This is a genomic window from Rathayibacter oskolensis, from assembly GCF_900177245.1.
Lineage (GTDB): Bacteria > Actinomycetota > Actinomycetes > Actinomycetales > Microbacteriaceae > Rathayibacter > Rathayibacter oskolensis.
The window spans coordinates 1,039,445-1,059,867 of sequence record NZ_FXBM01000001.1; the positions used below are offsets into that span (position 1 = coordinate 1,039,445).

Sequence of the window (20,423 nt, forward strand, 5' to 3'; positions counted from 1 at the left end):
ATGACTCGAGTTCTCGTTTCAGCACGCGTTATCGACAAGCAGGTCGGCGGCAACACCCGGTATGCAAGGACGCTCTACGACGGCCTGTCCGAGTTCGGAGTCGACCACATCCTCGGCCGCCCTCCGCGCATCCCTCGAATTCCACGGAGCGCCGTCTACGCGGCGTACGAGGGGGTTTTCCTGCCGCTCCGGCCGCCGAAGGACGTGGATGTGGTGCACTTCCCCGCAGACACGGGCGCGCTGCTCTCCGCGAGCGTCCCTCTGGTCGGCACGATTCACGGGCTCGCGACTCTCCACGTTCCCCATGTGCGGACAGCTTCTGCCGATCGAATCTGGCGATATCGAGTCATGCGTCTGGCCAAGGTGGCGACGAGGATCATCACGATCTCCGACTCATCGGCGCGGGACATAGCCTCGGTCGCGCCCGAGGCGGCGGGGAAGATCGTGAAGATCCTGCACGGGATCGACCACGGGAAATTCCGGCCCGAGGAAGGATCAGCCGATGCGGCGGAACTCGAGAGCCTCCAGATCGACGGTCCCTACTTCCTCTATCTCGGGAACCTCGATCCTCGGAAGAATCTGGTCGAGTTGTGCCGCGCCGCGCAGATCGTGCATCAGAAGACAGGTATCCCGCTTCTGATCTCCGGTGCACCGGCATGGGACAGCGACGCGATCATGCAGACCATCACGACCACACCGGGTGTCCGATACCTGGGTCGTGTGTCGGACGAGGCGATGCTGCCCCTCCTCCGCGCTGCGACTGCGTTCTGTTTCCCTTCGACGTACGAGGGCTTCGGCTTCCCCGTGGTCGAAGCGCAGGCGTGCGGGACTCCCGTCGTCTGCAGTGACCGCGGTTCTCTCGCTGAGATCGCCGGTGACTCCGCGCTGATCGTAAAGGAGCTCGACGGCCCATCGATTGCGCGCGAGATGCTCCGGGTTCTCGACGAGCCGAGTCTCGCCGGCGAGCTGCGAAGGAGGGGGATCGCGAATGCCGCCCGCTTCCAGTGGCATGAATCGATCTCCGCCCACGCCGAGGTGTTCAAGGAGGCTAGCCGGTGAGGATCACGCTCGTGCACGCTTATAGTTCGACGAATTCGGGCGACGGCCTGCTGGTCGAGGAAGCTGCAGGACTCGTCCGGGACGCCTTCCCGACTGCGGTCATCACGCTTGTCGCGACGGATCCGCAGAGCTTCGACGGCAATCGCTTCGCCGCTGTGCTGCATCCCGCCACGGGTGGATCATCCGGCGTCAGCCGCGTCGAAGCTCTGCTTCGAGGTGCAGCTCTGGTTGCCACCGGACGCCGCGCCGCACCGCTGGAGGCCATCATCGCCGGGTCGGACCTCGTGGTAGCAGTCGGCGGAGGCTACCTGCGAGGGAAGTCCCCGGTTGAAGCGGCGAAGATGATCTTTGCCCATTATCTCCAGATGCCGAGGGCGAAGGACCGCACTCCCTTCATCTACCTGCCACAGAGCATCGGACCACTTCGATTCGGTTCCAAGCGTCTGGTAGCGGCACGGCTGCGGAACGCCACTCTGGTGGTCGGCCGTGACGATCGCACTGTGGCTGAACTCGCCTCGGACAACGTCATCCGCAGGCCGGACATGGCTCTCCTCGGCCTCCCGTCGGAATGGGACGCGTCGGGAGTCGTCGCCCCCTCGAACGGCACGCCCATCGGTCTGGTCGCTCGCGAGCTCTCCTCGACGCCGGCTCGCATTCGCCGGTACCGATCCCGTATCGGGCAACTGGCCGTCTCTCCGGGGTTCGAGTTGCTTGCCCAAGCCACGGCGCGGGGGAACGACGACCCGTCCTTCTATCGCACTCTCGGTTTCGACGCACCTGTTCGCACGTTGCGGGCAGCCGTGGCGAGAGAATCGGAGAGCCGGCCTCAGGTCGTGGTGTCCGTTCGCCTGCACGGTTCGATCCAGACCATTCGCAGCGGGGTGCCGAGCATTCATCTCAGCTACGAGCGGAAGGGATTCGGGGCATACGACGATCTTGGGATCAGCAAGTACGTGCACAACGTGTTCGACTTCGAGCCGGACCTGATTCTCTCGCAGGTCGCAGAACTGACCGAGGATCCCTCCGAGTATTGGTCCTCGGTGGGGAAGGCCGTCGGCTCACTAGCAGAAGCCAGAGCGGACCTCGTCGAACGTCTCCGGAGGGCGGTCGGGTGACCGCCTGGCGGCGACGCCGGGTGGCGAGCGTCGAATCGCAGGACCGAGTCGTCTTTCTCGACGTGGCCTCTCCCTCGGCGGTCCCGATGCTCCTGACCGGAACAGCACTCGAGGTCTGGGACCAGCTGGCATCGGGGTCCGAGGTCGAGGAGGCCGCCATCGTCGGCGCGCTGGCCGATCGCTTCGGCGTCGACGAGGAGGACATGGCTGTTGATGTGGCCGTCTTCCTCCGGCTACTCGCGACGTCGGGGGCGGTCGAGGCGGTCGTCCGAGCGCGCTGACCCTGCGCGCTCACTGATCCGTCGGAGCAGCTCCAGGCGTCGGCCCTAGCGTCCGGAATGCAGATTCGGAGCGTCGAACCTCTTCGCGATCTCCTTGAGAAGGGCGTCGGCTTCCGCGGGGTCGAGATCCCATGGTCGCTCCTTCAGGAGGGCCTGACGCACGGGCTCTTCGAGACGCATCTTGATGAGCTTCGCAGGGCTGCCGCCGACGACGGCGAAGTCCGGCACGTCCTTCGTGACGACAGCGCCCGCGCTGACGACGGCGCCGACACCGATGCGCCGGCAGCCGGGCACGATGATGACGTTCGCGCCGAGCCAGGCCTCATCCGCGATCTCGCAGGGAGTCCGCTCGACGTCGGCACCGGCGTCTACGTAAGAGAGCCGCGGGTTGTACCAGATCGGGTGGAGGCTGAGGTGGTCCATCGGATGAGATGCTCCGAATCGCCGGACGTTCGGTCCGATCGAGACGTACCGGCCGATCGTCGTGTGCCGATCTGCTGATCCAGGAGTGAGAAGGGATCCGTAGCTGTATGCGCCGACGTCTACGCCGTAGGCCGACCTCAGCACCTCCCGCAGACTGTTCGAGTACATTGCGCCGTTCTCCCGAGAGGTGATGACCCGTAGTGCCGCCGACTTCTTTGGGAGGACGGCGTAGTGCCTCGCGAGCCATGCGGCCAACGGATCGGTCGTCATCGTGAAGCCCGCTTCCGACATGTGCTGCCCTTTCGTAGATGAGGTCATCGGGACCGCCACGAGCGGGCGAGCGTTCCGAGGAAGGTCTTCGCTGCGAGCCGGGGATGTCTGGCGGACCTGAGGACGAGACTGTAGCCCTCGAACCGGGGGATGCGCTTGCCGGCGAGGAGACGAGCGGCCAGGCGCACCGCAAGGGTGCGACGGCGGTTCACTTGAAGCGGCTGGATACGAGCGACCTCGTCGAGGTCGACCGGCTCCAGAACGATGAGTCCGGCTGCCGCTGCAGCGAGCAGCAGTGCGTGACCCCGATCCGTTCGAGCAATGGCCACGGACATCCCCTGGGCGTCGTCGAAGAGGGGGTACCCCTTCTCATCGGCCTTCCAGAAGTCACCGACCGAGACGTCCGAATCCTCCCCGGTGCCGTCCGGACAGATCTTGCACCGCCACTGGAGGTCCCGACCCAGGTGCTTCCCCCAGGAATCGTCGTAGGTGACACTGCCCGAGGCGGAGGGGCTCTCGGCGACGAAGTGCCCGGGCCACCCGTTCCCGCGGTACCGCAGCGATGTCACGTCATCCGGCACCACCCCGAGCTTCTCGATGAGGCGATCGGTGGCGCGCTGGCTGGGAGTCCCCGCGCAGAAGAAGGAGAGGAGGATCGGCAGGTCCGCCTCGGATTTCCCGCTCTCGAGATGCAGGCGGCGTGCGGCCGTAGCCTCGCAGGGCTTGCCTACGAGGGCAGCTCTGTCTGAGGAGTCGAGGTAGCCCGAGAGGGCGGATACCGGAGCGTATCGTGAGCCACTCGATGCGAGCGCCTCCTCACGGGTGGTGATCCGGACCGGAACGGTGCGGCGGGGCGTCTCGATATCCGAGCGGGCACCGATGACGGTCGACGCTATGCCCGCCGTTACGATGTGCTGCGTCAATGCCGTCAGGACGCCGGCGCTGCTTCCAGCGTCTCGCACCGCGGGGTCCGCTGCGAACGCGCGCCATGCGGAGACATGCAGACCGAAGGTCTCGTGGTCCTTCCGGTCTCCTCGCTCCTGACGGCGCATTCGACTGCCGGGACAGACCTGTTCGAAGAGGGAGGTGTGACGGCGCTCCTCCTCACGGGAGATGCTGTCCGGATCGATCGTCGGACGCATCCATCCGTCGTCGGAGTAGACCATAGACACGCGGTCCGAGAGAAGTGCGCACGCCCCGCAGCCGGAGCAGTTCCCGTTCTCGACGACGCGAGCGATCGAGTTCCCCAAGGTCCTCATCGTGTCGAGACCCCCTCGACGGAGAGGGTCCGCAGCATAGCCACCACCTCGTCGAGTCGCTCGGTCGCACGAGCGCGCACCCCCGAGGCCTCCTCTGCCAAACCGTCCAGATCACCGTTCTGATCGAGGATCGCGAGCGTGCTGCCCACCGGGTCGTCGTCGGTCCTCGGATCGACCACGTGGTACCAGCCGATGTCGTCGAGGAGCGGTGCGAACTTCCGGGAATAGGCCCACGGAATCGCCGGGGTGCCCGTGGAGAGCGAGTTGAGGCATGCGTGCATCCGCGCCCCGATGAGGAGACGCGCGGACGCGGTGATCCGACGCGCCTCGGCAAGGCTGCTCGGCTCGATCACTTCGATGCTGGTGCCGAATTCGGCGGCAAGATCCCGCGCGACCGGTACGTCGTTGTCGCTGTTGCCACTGTCCAGCACGTGAGGCATGACCGACACGTCGTGACCGCGCAACAGCATCTCGCGGATCAGGGCTCGTGTGTTGTCACGATAGCCGACGTGGTCGAGGTGCTTGTTCGGGTTCCAGAGAAGACCGGAGGCGTTGATCACCACGCTTCGGGTCTTTGACACCTCCGGTACCGGCAGAGCGAAGACGACATCCGTCGCCGAGAGGTCGACGGGGCGTCCCAGTCCTGCCGCCTCCGCTTGGCTGGCCCGGTCCCGCGCGAGCACGAGTGACATGCCCTTGAGTGATCGCGCCGCGAGAGCACGCGAGATCCGTCCTGTGAACGGTCCGATCGTCTGCGGTCCGAGAAGGGTGGGGACACCCAACTTCTGGCTCGTACGCTGCGAGTACAGAATGAGGGCGAGCCGCTTCATTCCGTAGATGTCCGTGAAGCTGTCACCACCGCAGACGTCGATTACGACGTCGTACTTGCGGAGGGTGGATCGGATCGGACCGTTCCTGCTAAGGACATCGCGCATCACGGCGGATTTGTTGAACGAAACCCCGGTGTCGCCACCGTCGTAGTTCTGGAGGTGCACGATGCAGTCCTCGCCCCACGCCGCCCGCACCAGTGCGGTCGTTCCTTCAGCGAGGACGCGGACACCCAGGTTGGGCGACTGGTTATCTGCACGGAGGAGAAGGACTTTCACGGCGCGACCTAACTTGACAAAGTGGGTTGAAAGAAGGAGCTGACGTTTCGATGATCGGGAACAGTAGGAGGCCGGTGCTGGCGTTCCGATGCACGGTGCACGGGCGATGCGGACTTCTGCGTCCCGCTGGGCGGCTTTTGGCCCGGCGCGCATGGGGGCACCGCCAGCATCTTCAGAAACGCTCCGCCCTGGTAGAGGTAGGCGTACACCCATTCGGCGGCACTGAGGCCGGTCGGGACCGGAAGCATAGAGATTCGCTGCTCGGTGCAGGAATCGAAAACGACCTTGGCACGACTGATGTGCGGCGTACTGGTGATGACGACGAGACTCCTCCAGCCCTTCTCGCTCGCCAGGAGCCTGATGCCGTCTGCTTCTCCGCGAGTCGTGAAGGGGACTGCGTGGATGCAGACGATACCGGAGCCGGGGGGCCGGCACTCGATCGGACGCGCGTCCTCGTCGCCCACAGTCGAGATCACGATCCCTGAGACCGTGCCGTCCGTCACGAGGCTGTGCGCGAGTGCAACTCTTTCCGGCGTCGCAGGTCCTAGAACGACTGCGACATCGGAGCGCTCGAGAGGGTCGACCGAAGGAAAAACGAGTACCGGGAGCCCCGCGACGGCCACGAGACCACAGGTCACGGCGACGGCGATCTGTGCCCCGAGCAGCCGTCGAGGGGCGGTTCCTGGATCGCGCCTCGTCGACTCGGGCGACTCCTGCGCTGAAGCGGAGGTGCGCTTCCTGCCTCTCGATCGGAGTAACGCGAAGCCGAGGCCGTATCCCACCACGGCACCGATCGCTGCCGGAAGCGAGCCCTCGAAGGAGTTCTGACCGCCGGAAGACGAGGCGACAGACGCGCGGAGGATCGACAGGAGGACGAGTGCCGCGACCAGGCTGCGTATCCTCCACCGTCGACGAGTGGTGGTGGCGACGGCTCTGGCGCAACCGAAAGCGACCGCGGCGCATCCGGTGACGAACCCGAGGATCAACGCCGTCGGGACCGCGTGAACCGGTAGACCTGCCGTCGATGCGAGCGTCTTGAGAGCGGCCGGCATGGTGAGGCCGAGAGGATTCACGGCGATGATCGCCACCACGAGGACACTCCAGTGGACGATCAGTGGGGCCGTCGCGGACGACGTCCATCGGTGCCTAGTGAGCATCCTCGATGCACTGCTCCTTCGGGCGGTTCCTTCCGGCATGTCGTCGGCTAATTCGCCGTCTGCGCCGCGTACTTCGCTTCCGTCGCCGCTTTCTGCGGGCGCCACCACGACTCGTTCTCGCGGTACCACTTCACTGTCGCGGCAAGTCCTGACTCGAAGTCGGTGTAACGGGGCTGCCAACCGAGCTCTGTGCGCAGGCGGGTCGAATCGATCGCATAGCGGAGGTCGTGGCCAGGGCGGTCGGTGACGTGGTCGAAGGCCGTCTCGGGCAGACCGAACTCATCGAGGATGAGCTTCACCACCTCGAGGTTATTCTTCTCCCCGTTCGCTCCGATGAGGTACGTCTCGCCGATCTGACCGCGGTCGATGATCGCCCAGACTCCGCTGTTGTGGTCGTCGACATGGATCCAGTCTCGGACGTTCTCGCCGGCTCCGTAGAGCTTCGGACGGATGTCGTCGATCACGTTGGTGATCTGGCGCGGAATGAACTTCTCGACGTGCTGGTAGGGACCGTAGTTGTTCGAGCAGTTCGAGATAGTGGCCTGCACGCCGAACGAGCGCACCCAGGCGCGGACGAGAAGGTCGCTTCCGGCCTTGGTGGAGGAGTAGGGACTGGAAGGGTTGTACGGGGTCTGCTCGGTGAACTTCGCCGGATCGTGCAGTGGTAGGTCGCCGTAGACCTCGTCCGTCGAGATGTGGTGGTAGCGCACACCGTGCGCACGCACCGCTTGCAGCAGTGTGAAGGTCCCGATGATGTTGGTCTCGAGAAAAGGGGTGGGGTCGTTCAAGGAGTTGTCGTTGTGGGACTCCGCCGCGAAATGCACGACGAGATCGGCTTCGGCGACCAGACGGTCGACGAGCTCGGCGTCGGAGATGTCACCCTCGACGAGAGCGACCCTGTCTGCTACCTGTGCGAGCGAATCACGGTTGCCGGCGTAGGTGAGCTTGTCGAGGACGGTGATCTGCGATTCGGGACGCTCACGGAGCGTCAGGTGGACGAAGTTGCTGCCGATGAAGCCGGCGCCGCCGGTGACGAGGATTCGCACGATTACTCCTGCTGGTTCGAGAGAGAAGAAGGGGAAGACCGAAGGGGAGGCGAAGGCTCTCAGCGTCGACGGTATCGCACGGCCGTCAGACTCCAGCCCGGCCCCACTGAACAGGGGGTGGCGACATCGAGGCTGAGATTCGACCGAGGGTGTCCTCCCTCCACCGTCCCCCCCGACAAACGTGCAGTGATCTTCATCCGAGGCTCCATTCGGTGGTAGGCACATACTTCGCAGTCGCTCCGGACGACGCTGGGCAATGCGTTCCCACGCCGGTGGCCGGGCGATGCAGATCCTCCGTCTACGGCCGAAGCTCCTCTCGACCGGACAGGGTCATCTCGACCGGACAGGGTCATCTCGACCGGACAGGGTCATCGCTCGTGCGCTCTCCCGCTCCAGTTGCAGCAGATCCGCGGTCGCGCTTCGTCGCGACCGCGGGATCGCCGGCGAAGACCGCCGTCCCCAGGACCGCTTCAACGGCACTGAATGCCGTGGCGACGTCCTCCCGCCACGATCCGCGACAACGGCAGTTGCCACTCGATGGGGGCTGACATGCAGACACCCCCAATAGAAGGGACGCAACGATGCCGAGTCGGATCCACGCGCGTCGCATGCGTGCGGTCGATCACGACGCGCGGAGGTCGCTTCATTCGGCCCGAGCACTACGAGCCGAGCGCGATCCGTCCTTCACGACCCTGTCGATCGCATCGCGAGGGAGCGAGGACAGGCCGCGCGCTCTCTATCGAGCGAAGCGCCGCGTCCAGCTACGCCTCCGTCGGACAGGATCGCCGAGTCTCGCTACTCGGCTACAGTCGCTCACCGTGACGAATATGAACCGGACGCGACGGGCTGATCCGCTCGAACGGCTTGCGAACCCTCGCTTCCGCGCGGATATCCAGGGACTTCGAACCGTGGCTGTGCTGCTCGTCGTTCTCTATCACGCATCAGTCCCGGTCCTCGGGGGCGGGTATGTCGGCGTCGATGTGTTCTTCGTCATCAGCGGGTTCCTCATCACTTCCCACCTCGCGCAGGAGCTGCAAGCCGGAAGGCTGAGGCTGCGAGACTTCTATGCCAGACGCATTCGTCGGATCGTACCCGCCGCGCTGCTTGTGCTCATCGTCACGCTGGTCGCGAGCTACCTGGTTCTCTCTCCTCTGAGGTTCGAGGCGGTGAGCCGGGACGCGGCAGCGACCGCGGTATACATCCCGAACATTTGGTTCTCGGTCACGGGGACGGACTACCTCGCCGACGTCGATCCCTCGCCGTTCCAGCAGTACTGGTCGCTCGGTGTCGAAGAGCAGTTCTATCTGATCTGGCCTTTGCTCCTGATCCTCGTATGGTCCGCGACTCGGAAGTCGTGGTCGGCAGTGCGCGGGGTGCTCGCAGCGCTGCTGATCCTCTCCTTCGCAGCCTGCGTGGTGTTCACCCCGTCCTTCGAGATCCTCGCGTTCTTCAACCTCCCGACACGAGCGTGGCAGTTCGCTGTCGGCGCGATCGTCGCCCTGGCGCCTGCACTTCTCGCGACGCGGGTGCACTCCCGCCCAGCACTCGCCGCAGCCCTCGGTTGGCTCGGTCTCGCCAGCGTTCTGCTCGCCGGCGTCCTTCTCGACGCATCCGAGTCCTACCCGGGATGGCGTGCGCTGGTGCCGACATTGGGGACCGCGCTCGTCATCTTCGCGAGCACACCCGAGAACGAGTCCGGACCGGCTCGCGTGCTCAACCACCCGATTGCGCAGTGGATCGGCAATCGTTCGTACTCCTGGTACTTGTGGCACTGGCCCGTCATCATCCTTCCGCTCGCCGTGCGCGACCTGTCAGTGCCTTTCCAGCTTCTACTCGCCGCGCTCTCGCTGGTTCTCGCCGACCTGACCTATCGATTCGTTGAGAATCCGGTCCGAGACTCGGGCTTCCTGAAGCGTCTGCCGAGCGGACGGTTCATCGTCGCCAGCCTGTGCGTCGTTGTCGCCATCGGATCGGCTGGCCTGGTCACCGGACCTCTCCTGCAGGCTCGCGCTCTGGACATCTCAGGTCCTGCTGCGCTGCCGATCGCGGACGTCGACGGCCCTGTCTTCACGAACTGGCTTCCGGTGAACATCACGCCGACGCCCGACCGGGCCAAATACGACCTGCCACTCGCTTCTCGAGAGGGCTGCGGTCCCGATCGGTACGAGTCCGCGCCTGTCGTCTGCGAGTACGGCGACCCCGATGCAGAGACGACGTACGCCCTTTTCGGCGACTCCCACGCCGCGCAGTGGTTTCCGGCCGCACTCGCGCTCGCAGAATCTGTTGATGCTCGGCTCATCGTTCTCATCAAGGCGGGGTGCTCCTACAGCGACATCGCGCCCTACAAGGACGGCAGTATCGATCAGTTCTGCGTCGACTGGCGTTCGAACGCGATCGAACGCCTGAATGCCGGCGATGTCGATGTCGTTCTCGCGAGCAGTCTGCATGTCGTCCGCGATGCTGACGGTGCGGTACTTCCCGCTGAGGAGCGGGCGAATGCCGTCGAGAGGTCACTGGAGAAGATCACGCCTACGACCATCGTGATCGCCGACACACCTTTCAACACGGAGTCTCCCGCCGAGTGCGTCGTCGCGCATCGCAGTGATCTGACTACGTGCACTGTTCCCAGGGCGTCCGTGATCGACCAGGAGGGTGTGAGGCTCGAAGCCGAGGCTGTGGCATCGTCCGGTTCTCTCTATCTCGATCCGACTCCGCTCTACTGCACCGAGGAATGTGGGCCGATCATCGGCGACACACTCGTCTACAGGGACGCACACCACCTCACCGCAACGTTCGTCTCAGCACGCGGGCCGGAGTTCGTAGAGATGGCTGGGTCGCTCCTTCGGGGCTAGCAGCGCTGGTCCACCATCCGATGCCCTAGAAGGTCGAGCTCGGAGTGCGGCTGATCGACAGACGCGGTGCGCGACCGTCCGGCGACGTGCTTGCGGTGGGGCGTGGGAGTCGCTCGACACCGGTCTGCGGTCAGGTCGAGTCGGCTGCACCGGATGGCTCCGCCGTCGAGACCCCGAACGTGATAATTGCCGTTTCGGCATTCGGTGCACGGTTAGGCCGCATGACGGAGAAGCGACAGGATTCGTCTGCTCTGATCGCGCTGCGTGCGAGTCCGCTGCAGAGGGCGTCGGCCCGCCCCGACGTCTGCGGTCCTCGGCCCGGTACCATTGCGTCGTTATGGCTCGCATCTACGACTGCTCCGTCGACACGGACCTCCTGACCGGCACCCGTCTCGCTCGAACTGCAATCGGTCGCGGTGAGCTGGTCGTGATCCCGACCGACACCGTGTACGGCATCGCGGCGAACGCGTTCGACGCAGCGGCCGTGCAGCGGCTGCTCGACGCGAAGGGGCGCACGCGCCAGTCGCCGCCTCCCGTGCTGATCGGTGATCTGGCAGCGCTCGACGCCCTCGCCGAGAACGTTCCCGATGCCGTCCGCGAGCTGGCGAAGGAGTTCTGGCCCGGCGGCCTCACGATCGTGCTGCACGCGCAGCCCTCGCTCGTGTGGGATCTGGGGGAGACCCGCGGCACGGTCGCCCTGCGCATGCCCGACAACCCCGTCACGATCGAGCTCCTCGCCGAGACCGGACCGCTCGCCGTGTCGTCCGCGAACAAGACAGGGCAGGCCTCGGCCACCACGGCGCAGGAGGCCTTCGAGCAGCTCGGCGACGCGGTCGACGTCTACCTCGACGCGGGCGTCGCCGGTTCGCGGTACAGCGACCGACCGGCAGGAGCGAGCGAGTCGTCCACCATCGTCGACGCGACCGCGCTCAGCTTCGACGATGGCACGCTGCGGATCCTCCGCCACGGTGTCGTCTCGGCCGAGCGGATCCGCGAGGTCGTCGGCGACCTCCTCCCCGACGAGGATGCCGCCGCACCTGCGCAGGAGGGCGCCTCATACGACGCGTCGAAGGACACCTCGCTCACCGAACAGGAGTCCGACGAGCCGTCCCCCGACGAGCCGGCGCCCACTGCGCGACCCGACTGGGCCTCGGGCGCGCAGCTGCAGGACGAGCCGGCGGCGAGCGGAGCCGCGAGCTCCGACTCCGCCCCGCGTGAGTAGCCGATGATCACCTTCGCCCTCGTCTCGCTCGCGGTCGCGATCGTGACCGGTGCGCTGTCCTTCGTGATCTGGAAGCTGAGCCTGAAGTACCGGCTCTACCCCAAGATCCGGGTGAGGGACATGCACACGCGTCCGACTCCCCGGCTCGGCGGGATCGCGATGTTCCTCGGGATCCTCGTCGGATTCGGCATCGCCTCGCAGCTGCCGTACTTCCGGTTGGTGTTCGCCAATCCGGAGCCGATCCTCGCGATCCTGGGCGCGAGCCTCCTGATCGTGCTGATCGGCGTGGCCGACGACATCTGGGACCTCGACTGGACGACCAAGCTGGCGGGTCAGCTCATCGCGGCGGGCCTGATCGCGTGGAAGGGCGTCCAGATCGTCTCGTTGCCGATCGGCGGGCTGACGGTCGGGTCGCCGTGGATGTCGCTCATCATCACGGTGCTCGCGATCGTGGCGGTCACCAATGCGCTGAACTTCATCGACGGCCTCGACGGGCTCGTCGCCGGCGTGGCCCTGATCGCCAACGGCGTCTTCTTCCTCTACAGCTACCTGCTCGTGCAGCAGACCTCGCCGACCGACTACTTCAATCTCGCCTCCCTGATCGCGGTCGTCCTGGTCGGGGCCTGCGCCGGCTTCCTGCCGATCAACTGGCGGCCGGCCAAGATGTTCATGGGCGACGGGGGAGCGCTGCTCGTCGGGATGCTGATGGCGACCTCGGCCATCGCCGTCACGGGTCAGATCGACCCGGCCCAGCTGGCGGCGAAGGAGCTGCTGCCCGCCTTCATCCCGATCATCCTGCCGTTCGCGATCCTGGTCGTCCCGCTGATGGACTTCGGTCTCGCCGTCGTCCGGAGGCTGCGGGCCGGCAAGTCGCCGTTCAGCGCCGACCGCAAGCACCTCCACCACCGCCTGCTCGACATGGGGCACTCGCACCTGCACGCCGTCCTGATCTTCTACGCCTGGACAGCCGTCATCGCCTTCAGCTGCCTCCTCATGTTCGTGGTCGACGTCCTCTGGGTGCCACTGGTCTTCCTGGCCGTCGGCCTCCTCGTCTGCACTATCGCGACGCTCGCCCCGCTGAGCCGACGCAAGCGCCTCGAGGCGGCTGCTCAGCTCGCCGAGGCGTCCCCCGTCCTCGACCCCCTCGATCGCGCCTCCTCCTCGGAGCCCGGTCGGCCGTCCGCCGAGCTGCCGCTCGGTCGCGACACGACAGCGCCGTCACCGGCGCGGAAAGAAGCATCATGACCGGAGAGAACCCGGCCGCGACCCGTCCCCAGCCCGCCTCGGTGCCCGTCCTGCGGAGGACGCTGGTCATCGGCGGAGCCTTCATCCTCGGTCTGGCCGTGGTGGGCGCGATCGTCGGCGCGCTCGCCGCGGGAGCCGAGGGCGCGATCGGCGCGCTGCTCGGGGCCGTCGTCGGAGGCGTGATGCTCGCGCTCACCGCAGCGAGCATCCTGGTCGCGAACCGACTCGACATCGGCGGCTTCTTCGCGGTCGTGCTCGGCACCTGGCTGGCGAAGTTCGTCCTCTTCGTCATCGCCGCCGTCGTGCTGCGCGATCAGCCGTGGCTGAACAGCACGGCGATGTTCGTGACCATCATCGTGGCGGTGCTCGGATCGCTCGTGATCGACGTCGTCGTCGTCTCGCGGTCCCGCATGCCGAACGTCAGCGACATCGCTCGGTGAACGCCCGCCGTGCGCTTTCTGAGAACAACACGATTCGGCTCTCAGGCCGTTCTCTTGCTACAGTAGGGACGAATCCCGCAGGCGAACGTGCCCTCAGATCGTCTCATCGTTGATGTCGGCCGTCGAGCATGAACGCCGATCACGCGGAAAAACCCCACCTTTCGTCGTCGCGAGAGCGTTGCGTCCGAATGATTCGATTCGGTCGGCTGCAACGTGCCACGCCCCGAATTCCAGGAGCTAGCGCTGTTTGCTAACGCTGTGACCCTGTTGGTCTCGTCCTCGACCGGTGAGAGTGACTTCCACACCCCGTCGATCTCCGAGTTCTTCCCGCCCGGTTTCCTCTTCGAGGGAACCCCGTTCGAGATCAACCGCGTCATGCTGGTCCGCTTCATCGCGGTCGCCGCGCTGATGCTGTTCTTCTGGCTCGGGACGCGCAAGATGCGCGTCGTCCCCGGCCGCTTCCAGAGCATCGTCGAGATGGCCTTCGACTTCGTTCGCGTGACGATCGCCAAGGACATCCTCGGCGAGAAGGACGCGCGTAGGTTCCTCCCGATCCTCGTGACGATCTTCTTCGCGATCCTGTCGATGAACCTGACGGGCATCATCCCGTTCCTGAACATCGCGGGGACCTCGGTCGCCGGGATGCCGCTGTTCCTCGGCCTGGTCGCCTACGTCACCTTCCTCTACGCGGGCATCAAGGACCGCGGGATGGGCTTCTTCAAGAACGCTCTGTTCCCGCCCGGCGCCCCGGTCCTCATCTACTTCATCCTCACGCCGATCGAGCTGCTGCAGACGTTCATCATCCGTCCGCTCTCGCTCGCGCTGCGGCTCCTGATGAACATGATCGTCGGCCACCTGCTCCTGGTGCTGTGCTTCTCGGCGACGCAGTTCTTCCTCTTCAGCTCGCAGGTCGATCCCGGCTTCAAGCTCTTCAGCATCCTGACCTTCGGCTTCGGCGGAGCGTTCACGCTCTTCGAGCTCCTCGTCGCCGTGCTCCAGGCGTACATCTTCACCCTCCTCACCGCGGTCTACATCCAGCTGGCCGTCGCCGAAGAGCACTGACCCCTCAACTCACGGGCTCCCGCCCGTTCTCACGATCACCCCACTGAAAGGACCCACTCGTGGACTCAGTCACCGTTCTCGCCGAACTCACCGGCAACATCGCGACGGTCGGTTACGGCCTCGCAGCGATCGGCCCCGGCATCGGTGTCGGCATCGTCGCAGGCAAGACCGTCGAGGCGATGGCGCGCCAGCCCGAGATGGCCGGCCGCCTCCAGACCACGATGTTCCTGGGCATCGCGTTCACCGAGGTGCTCGCGCTCATCGGCCTCGCCACCTACTTCATCTTCGCGGCGTAGTCGTGTTCAGCACCGCTGTGAACATCGCTGCGGAAGAAGGTGACGTTCCCGAGGTCATCCTGATCCCGGAGTTCTACGACTTCTTCTGGTCGGGGGTGATCTTCCTCATCCTCCTGTTCTTCTTCTGGAAGCTGGTCCTGCCGCGCATCCAGAAGCTGCTCGACGACCGCTCCGCGGCCATCGAGGGGAACATCGCGAAGGCGGACGAGGCTCAGCGTCAGGCTGAGGCAGCTCTCGAGAAGTACACCGCTCAGCTGGCCGAGGCTCGCGCCGAGGCCGGAGTGATCCGCGAGAAGGCGAACGCCGACGGCAACGCGATCGTGGCGGCGAAGAAGGAGCAGGCGCAGGCCGAGGCCGAGCGCATCCTGCACAACGCGCACGCTCAGATCGAGGCGGACCGCCAGGCGGCCGTGGTCGCACTGCGCTCCGAAGTCGGAACCCTCGCCATCGATCTCGCCTCCGGCGTCATCGGCGAGAGCCTCAACGACGACGCGAAGGCGTCCGCGATCGTGGACCGCTTCCTCGCCGACCTCGAGGCCTCGGAGAAGGCGAACAGCTGATGGGCAGCGCGTCAAGGCAGGCACTCACGGCCGCGAAGGCGGAGCTCTCCGCCTTCAACGGCCACGTGCCGCTGGAGGCGGCGCAGCAGCTGTTCGAGGCCGCCCGGGTCATCGACGGTCAGGCGCAACTGCGCTCGGCCCTCTCGGACCCGAGCATCGATGCGGGCACCAAGCGCGCGCTCGTCTCCCGCGTGTTCGCGCGATTCGACGTCGCGGCCGTCCGGCTGCTGACGGTCATCGTCGGGCACCGCTGGTCGAGCCCCGCCGATCTCGTCGCCGGCATCGAGGAGGTCGGGGTGCGCGCCATCGCGACCGCCGCGGCTCCCGACGTGTCGATCGAGACGGAGCTGCAGGCCTTCGGGGCGGTCGTGTCCTCGGACGCCCAGCTCGAGCTGGCGCTGGGAAGCAAGCTTGCGGCCGCCGACTCCAAGGTGGCGCTCGTGCAGCGCCTCCTCGAGGGCAAGGCGTCGGCCGAGACGCTGGCGATCCTCCGTCAGCTGGTCGCGCACCCGCGCGGCCGCCGCATCCCCGAGCTGGTCCGTTTCGCAGCGGGCGTCGTCGCCGACCAGGGCGGTTTCACCATCGCCACGGTCTCGGTCGCGGCCCCGCTCGCCCCCGAGCAGCTCGACCGGCTCCGCTCGGCGCTCTCGCGCCAGTACAGCCGCCCCGTCTCCGTCAACGTGCTGATCGATCCCTCCCTGCTGGGCGGCATGCGTTTGCACGTCGGCGACGAGGTCATCGACGGAACCGTCTCCGCGCGGCTCTCCGACCTGAAGCTCCAGCTCGCGTCCTGACGGGCGCACGTATCCTCAGGGAGCGGCTCGCGCCGCCTCCGACCCCGCACCATCCAGGTCAGGCCCCGACGACCGCTTCGGCTCGCACGGACCCAACGAATAGGAATTCCCATGGCAGATATCACCATCAGCCCGGATGAGATCCGCGACGCGCTGAAGGACTTCGTCTCGTCGTACGAGCCGGGCAAGGCCTCCACCACCGAGGTCGGCTACGTCATCGACGCCGCCGACGGCATCGCCCACGTCGAGGGTCTCCCCGGCGTCATGGCCAACGAGCTCATCCGCTTCTCGAACGGCGTCCTGGGTCTCGCCCAGAACCTCGACGAGAACGAGATCGGCGTCGTCGTGCTCGGCGAGTTCTCCGGCATCGAGGAGGGCATGGAGGTGACCCGCACGGGCGAGGTCCTCTCGGTCCCCGTCGGCGACGGCTACCTCGGCCGCGTCGTCGACCCGCTCGGCAACCCGATCGACGGCCTGGGCGACATCGCGTCCGACGGCCGTCGCGCTCTCGAGCTGCAGGCGCCCGGAGTCATGTCGCGCAAGTCGGTGCACGAGCCGCTGCAGACCGGCATCAAGGCCATCGACGCGATGATCCCCGTCGGCCGCGGCCAGCGTCAGCTGATCATCGGCGACCGCCAGACCGGCAAGACGGCGATCGCGATCGACACGATCATCAACCAGAAGGCCAACTGGGAGTCGGGCGACACGAACAAGCAGGTCCGCTGCATCTACGTCGCCATCGGCCAGAAGGGCTCGACCATCGCCTCGGTGAAGGGCGCGCTCGAGGACGCGGGAGCGATGGAGTACACGACGATCGTGGCGTCCCCCGCCTCCGACCCGGCCGGCTTCAAGTACCTCGCTCCCTACACCGGTTCGGCCATCGGCCAGCACTGGATGTACGGCGGCAAGCACGTCCTGATCATCTTCGACGACCTGTCGAAGCAGGCCGAGGCCTACCGCGCCGTGTCGCTCCTCCTGCGCCGCCCGCCGGGACGCGAGGCGTACCCCGGAGACGTCTTCTACCTGCACTCCCGCCTGCTCGAGCGCTGCGCGAAGCTCTCCGACGAGCTCGGCGCGGGCTCGATGACCGGGCTCCCGATCATCGAGACCAAGGCGAACGACGTCTCGGCCTACATCCCGACCAACGTGATCTCGATCACCGACGGCCAGATCTTCCTCCAGTCCGACCTCTTCAACGCGAACCAGCGTCCCGCGGTCGACGTGGGCATCTCGGTCTCGCGGGTCGGCGGTGACGCCCAGGTCAAGTCGATCAAGAAGGTCTCGGGAACGCTGAAGCTCGAGCTGGCGCAGTACCGCTCGCTCGAGGCGTTCGCGATGTTCGCCTCCGACCTCGACGCGGCCTCCCGCCGTCAGCTCGCCCGTGGCGCACGCCTCACCGAGCTGCTCAAGCAGCCGCAGTACTCGCCGTACCCCGTCGAGGAGCAGGTCGTCTCGATCTGGGCCGGCACGAACGGCAAGCTCGACGAGGTGCCCGTCTCGGACGTCCTGCGCTTCGAGCGCGAGCTGCTCGACTACCTGGGTCGCAACACGCAGGTGCTCTCGACGCTCCGCGACACGAACGTCCTCTCGGACGACACCGTGGCCGAGCTCAACCGCGCCGTCGACGGCTTCAAGCTCGAGTTCCAGACCGGTGAGGGCAAGCCGCTCGCCTCGGTCGGACGCGAGGAGCACCAGGCGATCTCGGCCGACGAGGTCGGCCAGGAGAAGATCGTGAAGGGCCGCCGCTAACCGCGGCGCCCCGGCGATTCGTCACACAAGGACTACAGGAGACACATGGGAGCGCAACTTCGGGTCTACCGGTCGAAGATCCGTTCGGCCCAGACGACCAAGAAGATCACTCGGGCCATGGAGCTGATCTCGGCCTCGCGCATCCAGAAGGCGCAGAACCGCGTCGCCGCCGCTGCGCCGTACTCGAACGCGATCACGCGTGCCGTGTCGGCCGTCGCGACCTACTCGAACGTCGAGCACCCGCTCACGACCGAGCGCGAGAAGCTCGACACGGCCGCGATCGTGATCTTCACCTCCGACCGCGGCCTCGCCGGCGCGTTCTCGTCGAGCGTGCTCAAGGAGGCGGAGGAGCTCGCCGCGCTGCTGCGCAGCGAGGGCAAGGAGGTCGTCTTCTACCTCGTCGGTCGCAAGGCGAACGCGTACTTCTCGTTCCGCAAGCGTCCGAGCGTGCGCATCTGGACCGGCGGCACCGACCAGCCCGTGTTCGAGACGGCCAAGGAGATCGCGGACGCGGTCGTCGAGGCGTACAACCTCGACGACGAGGAGGGTGGCGTGGACGAGATCCACCTCGTCTACAACCGCTTCGTCAGCATGGTCACCCAGCAGCCGACCGTCGTCCGGCTGCTGCCGCTCGAGGTCGTCGAGGGCGTGGAGGATCAGAACAGCGACCTCTACCCGCTGTACGAGTTCGAGCCCGACCCGGAGACGGTCCTCGACCGGCTCCTGCCGGTGTACGTCGAGAGCCGCATCTTCAACGCGATGCTGCAGTCGGCCGCCTCCGAGCACGCGGCGCGGCAGAAGGCGATGAAGTCGGCGAGCGACAACGCCGACACCCTCATCAAGACCTACACGCGACTCGCCAACAACGCGCGCCAGACCGAGATCACGCAGCAGATCGCCGAGATCGTCGGCGGCGCCGACGCCCTGTCGTCCAAGAAGTAGACGGCTCTCCTCCCCAGACATGAAGACTCCGCCCTCCGGGAGCGGTGAGACCCAGAAGGAAGAAGCAATGACACTGACCGCACCTGAGGCGGCGACCGGGACTCCGGGCGGGGCCGTCGGCCGTATCGCCCGCGTCACCGGCCCCGTCGTTGACATCGAGTTCCCCCACGACGCGATCCCCGAGGTCTACAACGCGCTCTACACTCACGTCGAGGTCGAGGGCGTCTCGAGCAAGCTGACCTTCGAGGTCGCGCAGCACCTCGGCGACGACCTCGTCCGCGCCATCTCGCTCAACCCGACCGACGGACTCGTCCGCGGTCAGGAGGTCCACGACACCGGCCTGCCGATCTCGGTCCCCGTCGGAGACGTGACCAAGGGCAAGGTCTTCAACGTCATCGGCGAGGTCCTCAACGCCGACGCCGACGGCAAGATCAACGGCGAGTCGTTCGAGATCACCGAGCGCTGGCCCATCCACCGCAAGCCGCCGGCCTTCGACCAGCTCGAGTCGAAGACCGAGCTCTTCGAGACCGGCATCAAGGTCATCGACCTGCTCACCCCCTACGTGCAGGGCGGCAAGATCGGCCTGTTCGGCGGAGCGGGCGTCGGCAAGACCGTCCTCATCCAGGAGATGATCCAGCGCGTCGCGCAGGACCACGGCGGCGTCTCGGTGTTCGCCGGTGTGGGCGAGCGCACCCGTGAGGGCAACGACCTCATCGCCGAGATGGAGGAGGCGGGCGTCTTCGACAAGACCGCCCTCGTCTTCGGTCAGATGGACGAGCCGCCGGGAACCCGCCTCCGGGTCGCGCTGTCGGCGCTGACGATGGCGGAGTACTTCCGCGACGTGCAGAAGCAGGACGTGCTGCTCTTCATCGACAACATCTTCCGCTTCACGCAGGCCGGCTCTGAGGTGTCGACCCTGCTGGGCCGCATGCCCTCCGCGGTGGGCTACCAGCCGAACCTCGCCGACGAGATGGGTGTGCTCCAGGAGCGCATCACCTCGACCCGTGGACACTCGATCACCTCGCTGCAGGCGATCTACGTCCCGGCCGACGACTACACCGACCCCGCGCCGGCGACCACGTTCGCGCACCTCGACGCGACGACCGAGCTCTCCCGCGAGATCGCGTCGAAGGGCCTCTACCCGGCGGTCGACCCGCTGACCTCCACGTCGCGCATCCTCGACCCCCGCTACCTGGGTGCCGATCACTACCGCGTGGCGACCAACGTCAAGCAGATCCTCCAGAAGAACAAGGAGCTGCAGGAGATCATCGCGATCCTCGGTGTCGACGAGCTCTCGGAGGAGGACAAGATCACGGTGTCGCGCGCGCGCCGGATCCAGCAGTTCCTCTCGCAGAACACCTACATGGCGAAGAAGTTCACCGGTGTCGAGGGCTCGACCGTTCCGCTGAAGGACACGATCGAGTCGTTCGACGCGATCAGCAAGGGCGAGTTCGACAGCGTGGCCGAGCAGGCGTTCTTCAACGTCGGCTCGATCTCGGACGTCGAGGAGAAGTGGGCGCAGATCCAGAAGGAGAACGGCTGACC

19 protein-coding genes are annotated in these 20,423 nt (G+C 66.3%); 14 read left to right on the forward strand and 5 right to left on the reverse strand.

Annotated features, from left to right (window positions below):
* From B9Y99_RS05085 to B9Y99_RS18705, 3 genes are all read left to right on the forward strand, one after another.
* Complete coding sequence (locus B9Y99_RS05085; RefSeq protein WP_085475460.1) at positions 1 to 1,059, forward strand: glycosyltransferase family 4 protein; 1,059 nt, start codon at positions 1 to 3, stop codon at positions 1,057 to 1,059.
* On the forward strand, positions 1,056 to 2,174 hold the full coding sequence (locus B9Y99_RS05090; protein WP_085475461.1) for a polysaccharide pyruvyl transferase family protein: 1,119 nt from the start codon (positions 1,056 to 1,058) through the stop codon (positions 2,172 to 2,174). The genes B9Y99_RS05085 and B9Y99_RS05090 overlap by 4 nt, the downstream gene beginning before the upstream one ends.
* Positions 2,175 to 2,236: 62 nt before the next feature.
* The gene (locus tag B9Y99_RS18705) at positions 2,237 to 2,455 is read left to right on the forward strand and encodes a PqqD family protein (RefSeq protein WP_165759535.1); all 219 of its coding nucleotides are present in this window, start codon (positions 2,237 to 2,239) and stop codon (positions 2,453 to 2,455) included.
* A gap of 45 nt (positions 2,456 to 2,500) precedes the next feature.
* Here the strand turns inward: B9Y99_RS18705 and B9Y99_RS19360 are convergent, their stop codons facing one another.
* The 5 genes from B9Y99_RS19360 to rfbB form a co-directional block, all read right to left on the reverse strand.
* On the reverse strand, positions 2,501 to 3,169 hold the full coding sequence (locus tag B9Y99_RS19360) for a CatB-related O-acetyltransferase (protein WP_208856885.1): 669 nt from the start codon (positions 3,167 to 3,169) through the stop codon (positions 2,501 to 2,503).
* Positions 3,170 to 3,192: 23 nt separating this feature from the next.
* Entirely contained in the window at positions 3,193 to 4,398 is a 1,206-nt protein-coding gene (locus B9Y99_RS05105) for a Coenzyme F420 hydrogenase/dehydrogenase, beta subunit C-terminal domain (RefSeq protein ID WP_208856886.1), read from the reverse strand.
* A 5-nt stretch (positions 4,399 to 4,403) separates the two neighbouring features.
* Complete coding sequence (locus B9Y99_RS18710) at positions 4,404 to 5,513, reverse strand: polysaccharide pyruvyl transferase family protein (RefSeq protein WP_165759536.1); 1,110 nt, start codon at positions 5,511 to 5,513, stop codon at positions 4,404 to 4,406.
* 8 nt (positions 5,514 to 5,521) lie between these two features.
* The gene (locus tag B9Y99_RS18715; protein ID WP_165759537.1) at positions 5,522 to 6,604 is read right to left on the reverse strand and encodes a YdcF family protein; all 1,083 of its coding nucleotides are present in this window, start codon (positions 6,602 to 6,604) and stop codon (positions 5,522 to 5,524) included.
* A 113-nt stretch (positions 6,605 to 6,717) separates the two neighbouring features.
* Positions 6,718 to 7,716 carry a dTDP-glucose 4,6-dehydratase gene (rfbB, locus tag B9Y99_RS05115; RefSeq protein WP_085475464.1) on the reverse strand — a complete coding sequence of 333 codons (999 nt, stop codon included), beginning with the start codon at positions 7,714 to 7,716 and terminating at the stop codon, positions 6,718 to 6,720.
* An 827-nt stretch (positions 7,717 to 8,543) separates the two neighbouring features.
* On the opposite strand from rfbB, the gene B9Y99_RS05120 reads away from it, so the two are divergent.
* The 11 genes from B9Y99_RS05120 to atpD all read left to right on the forward strand — a co-directional run bounded on the left by B9Y99_RS05120 (position 8,544) and on the right by atpD (position 20,421).
* Positions 8,544 to 10,568, forward strand: coding sequence for an acyltransferase family protein (locus tag B9Y99_RS05120; RefSeq protein WP_244274834.1), 2,025 nt, complete (start codon positions 8,544 to 8,546; stop codon positions 10,566 to 10,568).
* Positions 10,569 to 10,905: 337 nt separating this feature from the next.
* On the forward strand, positions 10,906 to 11,790 hold the full coding sequence (locus B9Y99_RS05125) for an L-threonylcarbamoyladenylate synthase (RefSeq protein ID WP_085475466.1): 885 nt from the start codon (positions 10,906 to 10,908) through the stop codon (positions 11,788 to 11,790).
* Between the two features lie 3 nt (positions 11,791 to 11,793).
* Positions 11,794 to 13,035 carry an MraY family glycosyltransferase gene (locus B9Y99_RS05130; RefSeq protein ID WP_085475467.1) on the forward strand — a complete coding sequence of 414 codons (1,242 nt, stop codon included), beginning with the start codon at positions 11,794 to 11,796 and terminating at the stop codon, positions 13,033 to 13,035.
* Positions 13,032 to 13,475 carry a Cg1360 family ATP-synthase-associated protein gene (locus B9Y99_RS05135; RefSeq protein ID WP_085475468.1) on the forward strand — a complete coding sequence of 148 codons (444 nt, stop codon included), beginning with the start codon at positions 13,032 to 13,034 and terminating at the stop codon, positions 13,473 to 13,475. Before B9Y99_RS05130 ends, B9Y99_RS05135 begins: the two co-directional genes overlap by 4 nt.
* Positions 13,476 to 13,733: 258 nt before the next feature.
* A complete protein-coding gene (gene atpB / locus B9Y99_RS05140; protein WP_085475469.1) occupies positions 13,734 to 14,537 on the forward strand; it encodes a F0F1 ATP synthase subunit A in 804 nt (267 codons plus the stop codon).
* Positions 14,538 to 14,596: 59 nt separating this feature from the next.
* Positions 14,597 to 14,833 carry an ATP synthase F0 subunit C gene (locus B9Y99_RS05145; protein ID WP_055794702.1) on the forward strand — a complete coding sequence of 79 codons (237 nt, stop codon included), beginning with the start codon at positions 14,597 to 14,599 and terminating at the stop codon, positions 14,831 to 14,833.
* 2 nt (positions 14,834 to 14,835) lie between these two features.
* Positions 14,836 to 15,393: a F0F1 ATP synthase subunit B gene (locus B9Y99_RS05150; RefSeq protein ID WP_085475470.1), complete on the forward strand. Its 558-nt coding sequence runs from the start codon at positions 14,836 to 14,838 to the stop codon at positions 15,391 to 15,393.
* On the forward strand, positions 15,393 to 16,187 hold the full coding sequence (locus B9Y99_RS05155) for a F0F1 ATP synthase subunit delta (protein WP_085475471.1): 795 nt from the start codon (positions 15,393 to 15,395) through the stop codon (positions 16,185 to 16,187). The genes B9Y99_RS05150 and B9Y99_RS05155 overlap by 1 nt, the downstream gene beginning before the upstream one ends.
* A 111-nt stretch (positions 16,188 to 16,298) precedes the next feature.
* The gene (atpA, locus tag B9Y99_RS05160; protein WP_085475472.1) at positions 16,299 to 17,936 is read left to right on the forward strand and encodes a F0F1 ATP synthase subunit alpha; all 1,638 of its coding nucleotides are present in this window, start codon (positions 16,299 to 16,301) and stop codon (positions 17,934 to 17,936) included.
* 45 nt (positions 17,937 to 17,981) lie between these two features.
* Positions 17,982 to 18,878, forward strand: a complete 897-nt coding sequence (locus B9Y99_RS05165) for a F0F1 ATP synthase subunit gamma (RefSeq protein ID WP_085475473.1) — start codon at positions 17,982 to 17,984, stop codon at positions 18,876 to 18,878.
* 67 nt (positions 18,879 to 18,945) lie between these two features.
* Positions 18,946 to 20,421, forward strand: a complete 1,476-nt coding sequence (atpD, locus tag B9Y99_RS05170; RefSeq protein ID WP_085475474.1) for a F0F1 ATP synthase subunit beta — start codon at positions 18,946 to 18,948, stop codon at positions 20,419 to 20,421.
* Positions 20,422 to 20,423 lie beyond the last annotated feature (2 nt).

Bases quoted from the DNA above. Each gene is read 5' to 3' on its own strand.
- atpD (WP_085475474.1), top strand. From the start codon at position 18,946: ATGACACTGACCGCACCTGAGGCGGCGACCGGGACTCCGGGCGGGGCC.
- B9Y99_RS05165 (WP_085475473.1), top strand. From the start codon at position 17,982: ATGGGAGCGCAACTTCGGGTCTACCGGTCGAAGATCCGTTCGGCCCAG.
- B9Y99_RS05155 (WP_085475471.1), top strand. From the start codon at position 15,393: ATGGGCAGCGCGTCAAGGCAGGCACTCACGGCCGCGAAGGCGGAGCTC.
- B9Y99_RS05120 (WP_244274834.1), top strand. From the start codon at position 8,544: ATGAACCGGACGCGACGGGCTGATCCGCTCGAACGGCTTGCGAACCCT.
- B9Y99_RS19360 (WP_208856885.1), bottom strand. From the start codon at position 3,169: ATGTCGGAAGCGGGCTTCACGATGACGACCGATCCGTTGGCCGCATGG.
- B9Y99_RS05130 (WP_085475467.1), top strand. From the start codon at position 11,794: ATGATCACCTTCGCCCTCGTCTCGCTCGCGGTCGCGATCGTGACCGGT.
- B9Y99_RS05125 (WP_085475466.1), top strand. From the start codon at position 10,906: ATGGCTCGCATCTACGACTGCTCCGTCGACACGGACCTCCTGACCGGC.
- B9Y99_RS05135 (WP_085475468.1), top strand. From the start codon at position 13,032: ATGACCGGAGAGAACCCGGCCGCGACCCGTCCCCAGCCCGCCTCGGTG.
- B9Y99_RS05085 (WP_085475460.1), top strand. From the start codon at position 1: ATGACTCGAGTTCTCGTTTCAGCACGCGTTATCGACAAGCAGGTCGGC.
- atpA (WP_085475472.1), top strand. From the start codon at position 16,299: ATGGCAGATATCACCATCAGCCCGGATGAGATCCGCGACGCGCTGAAG.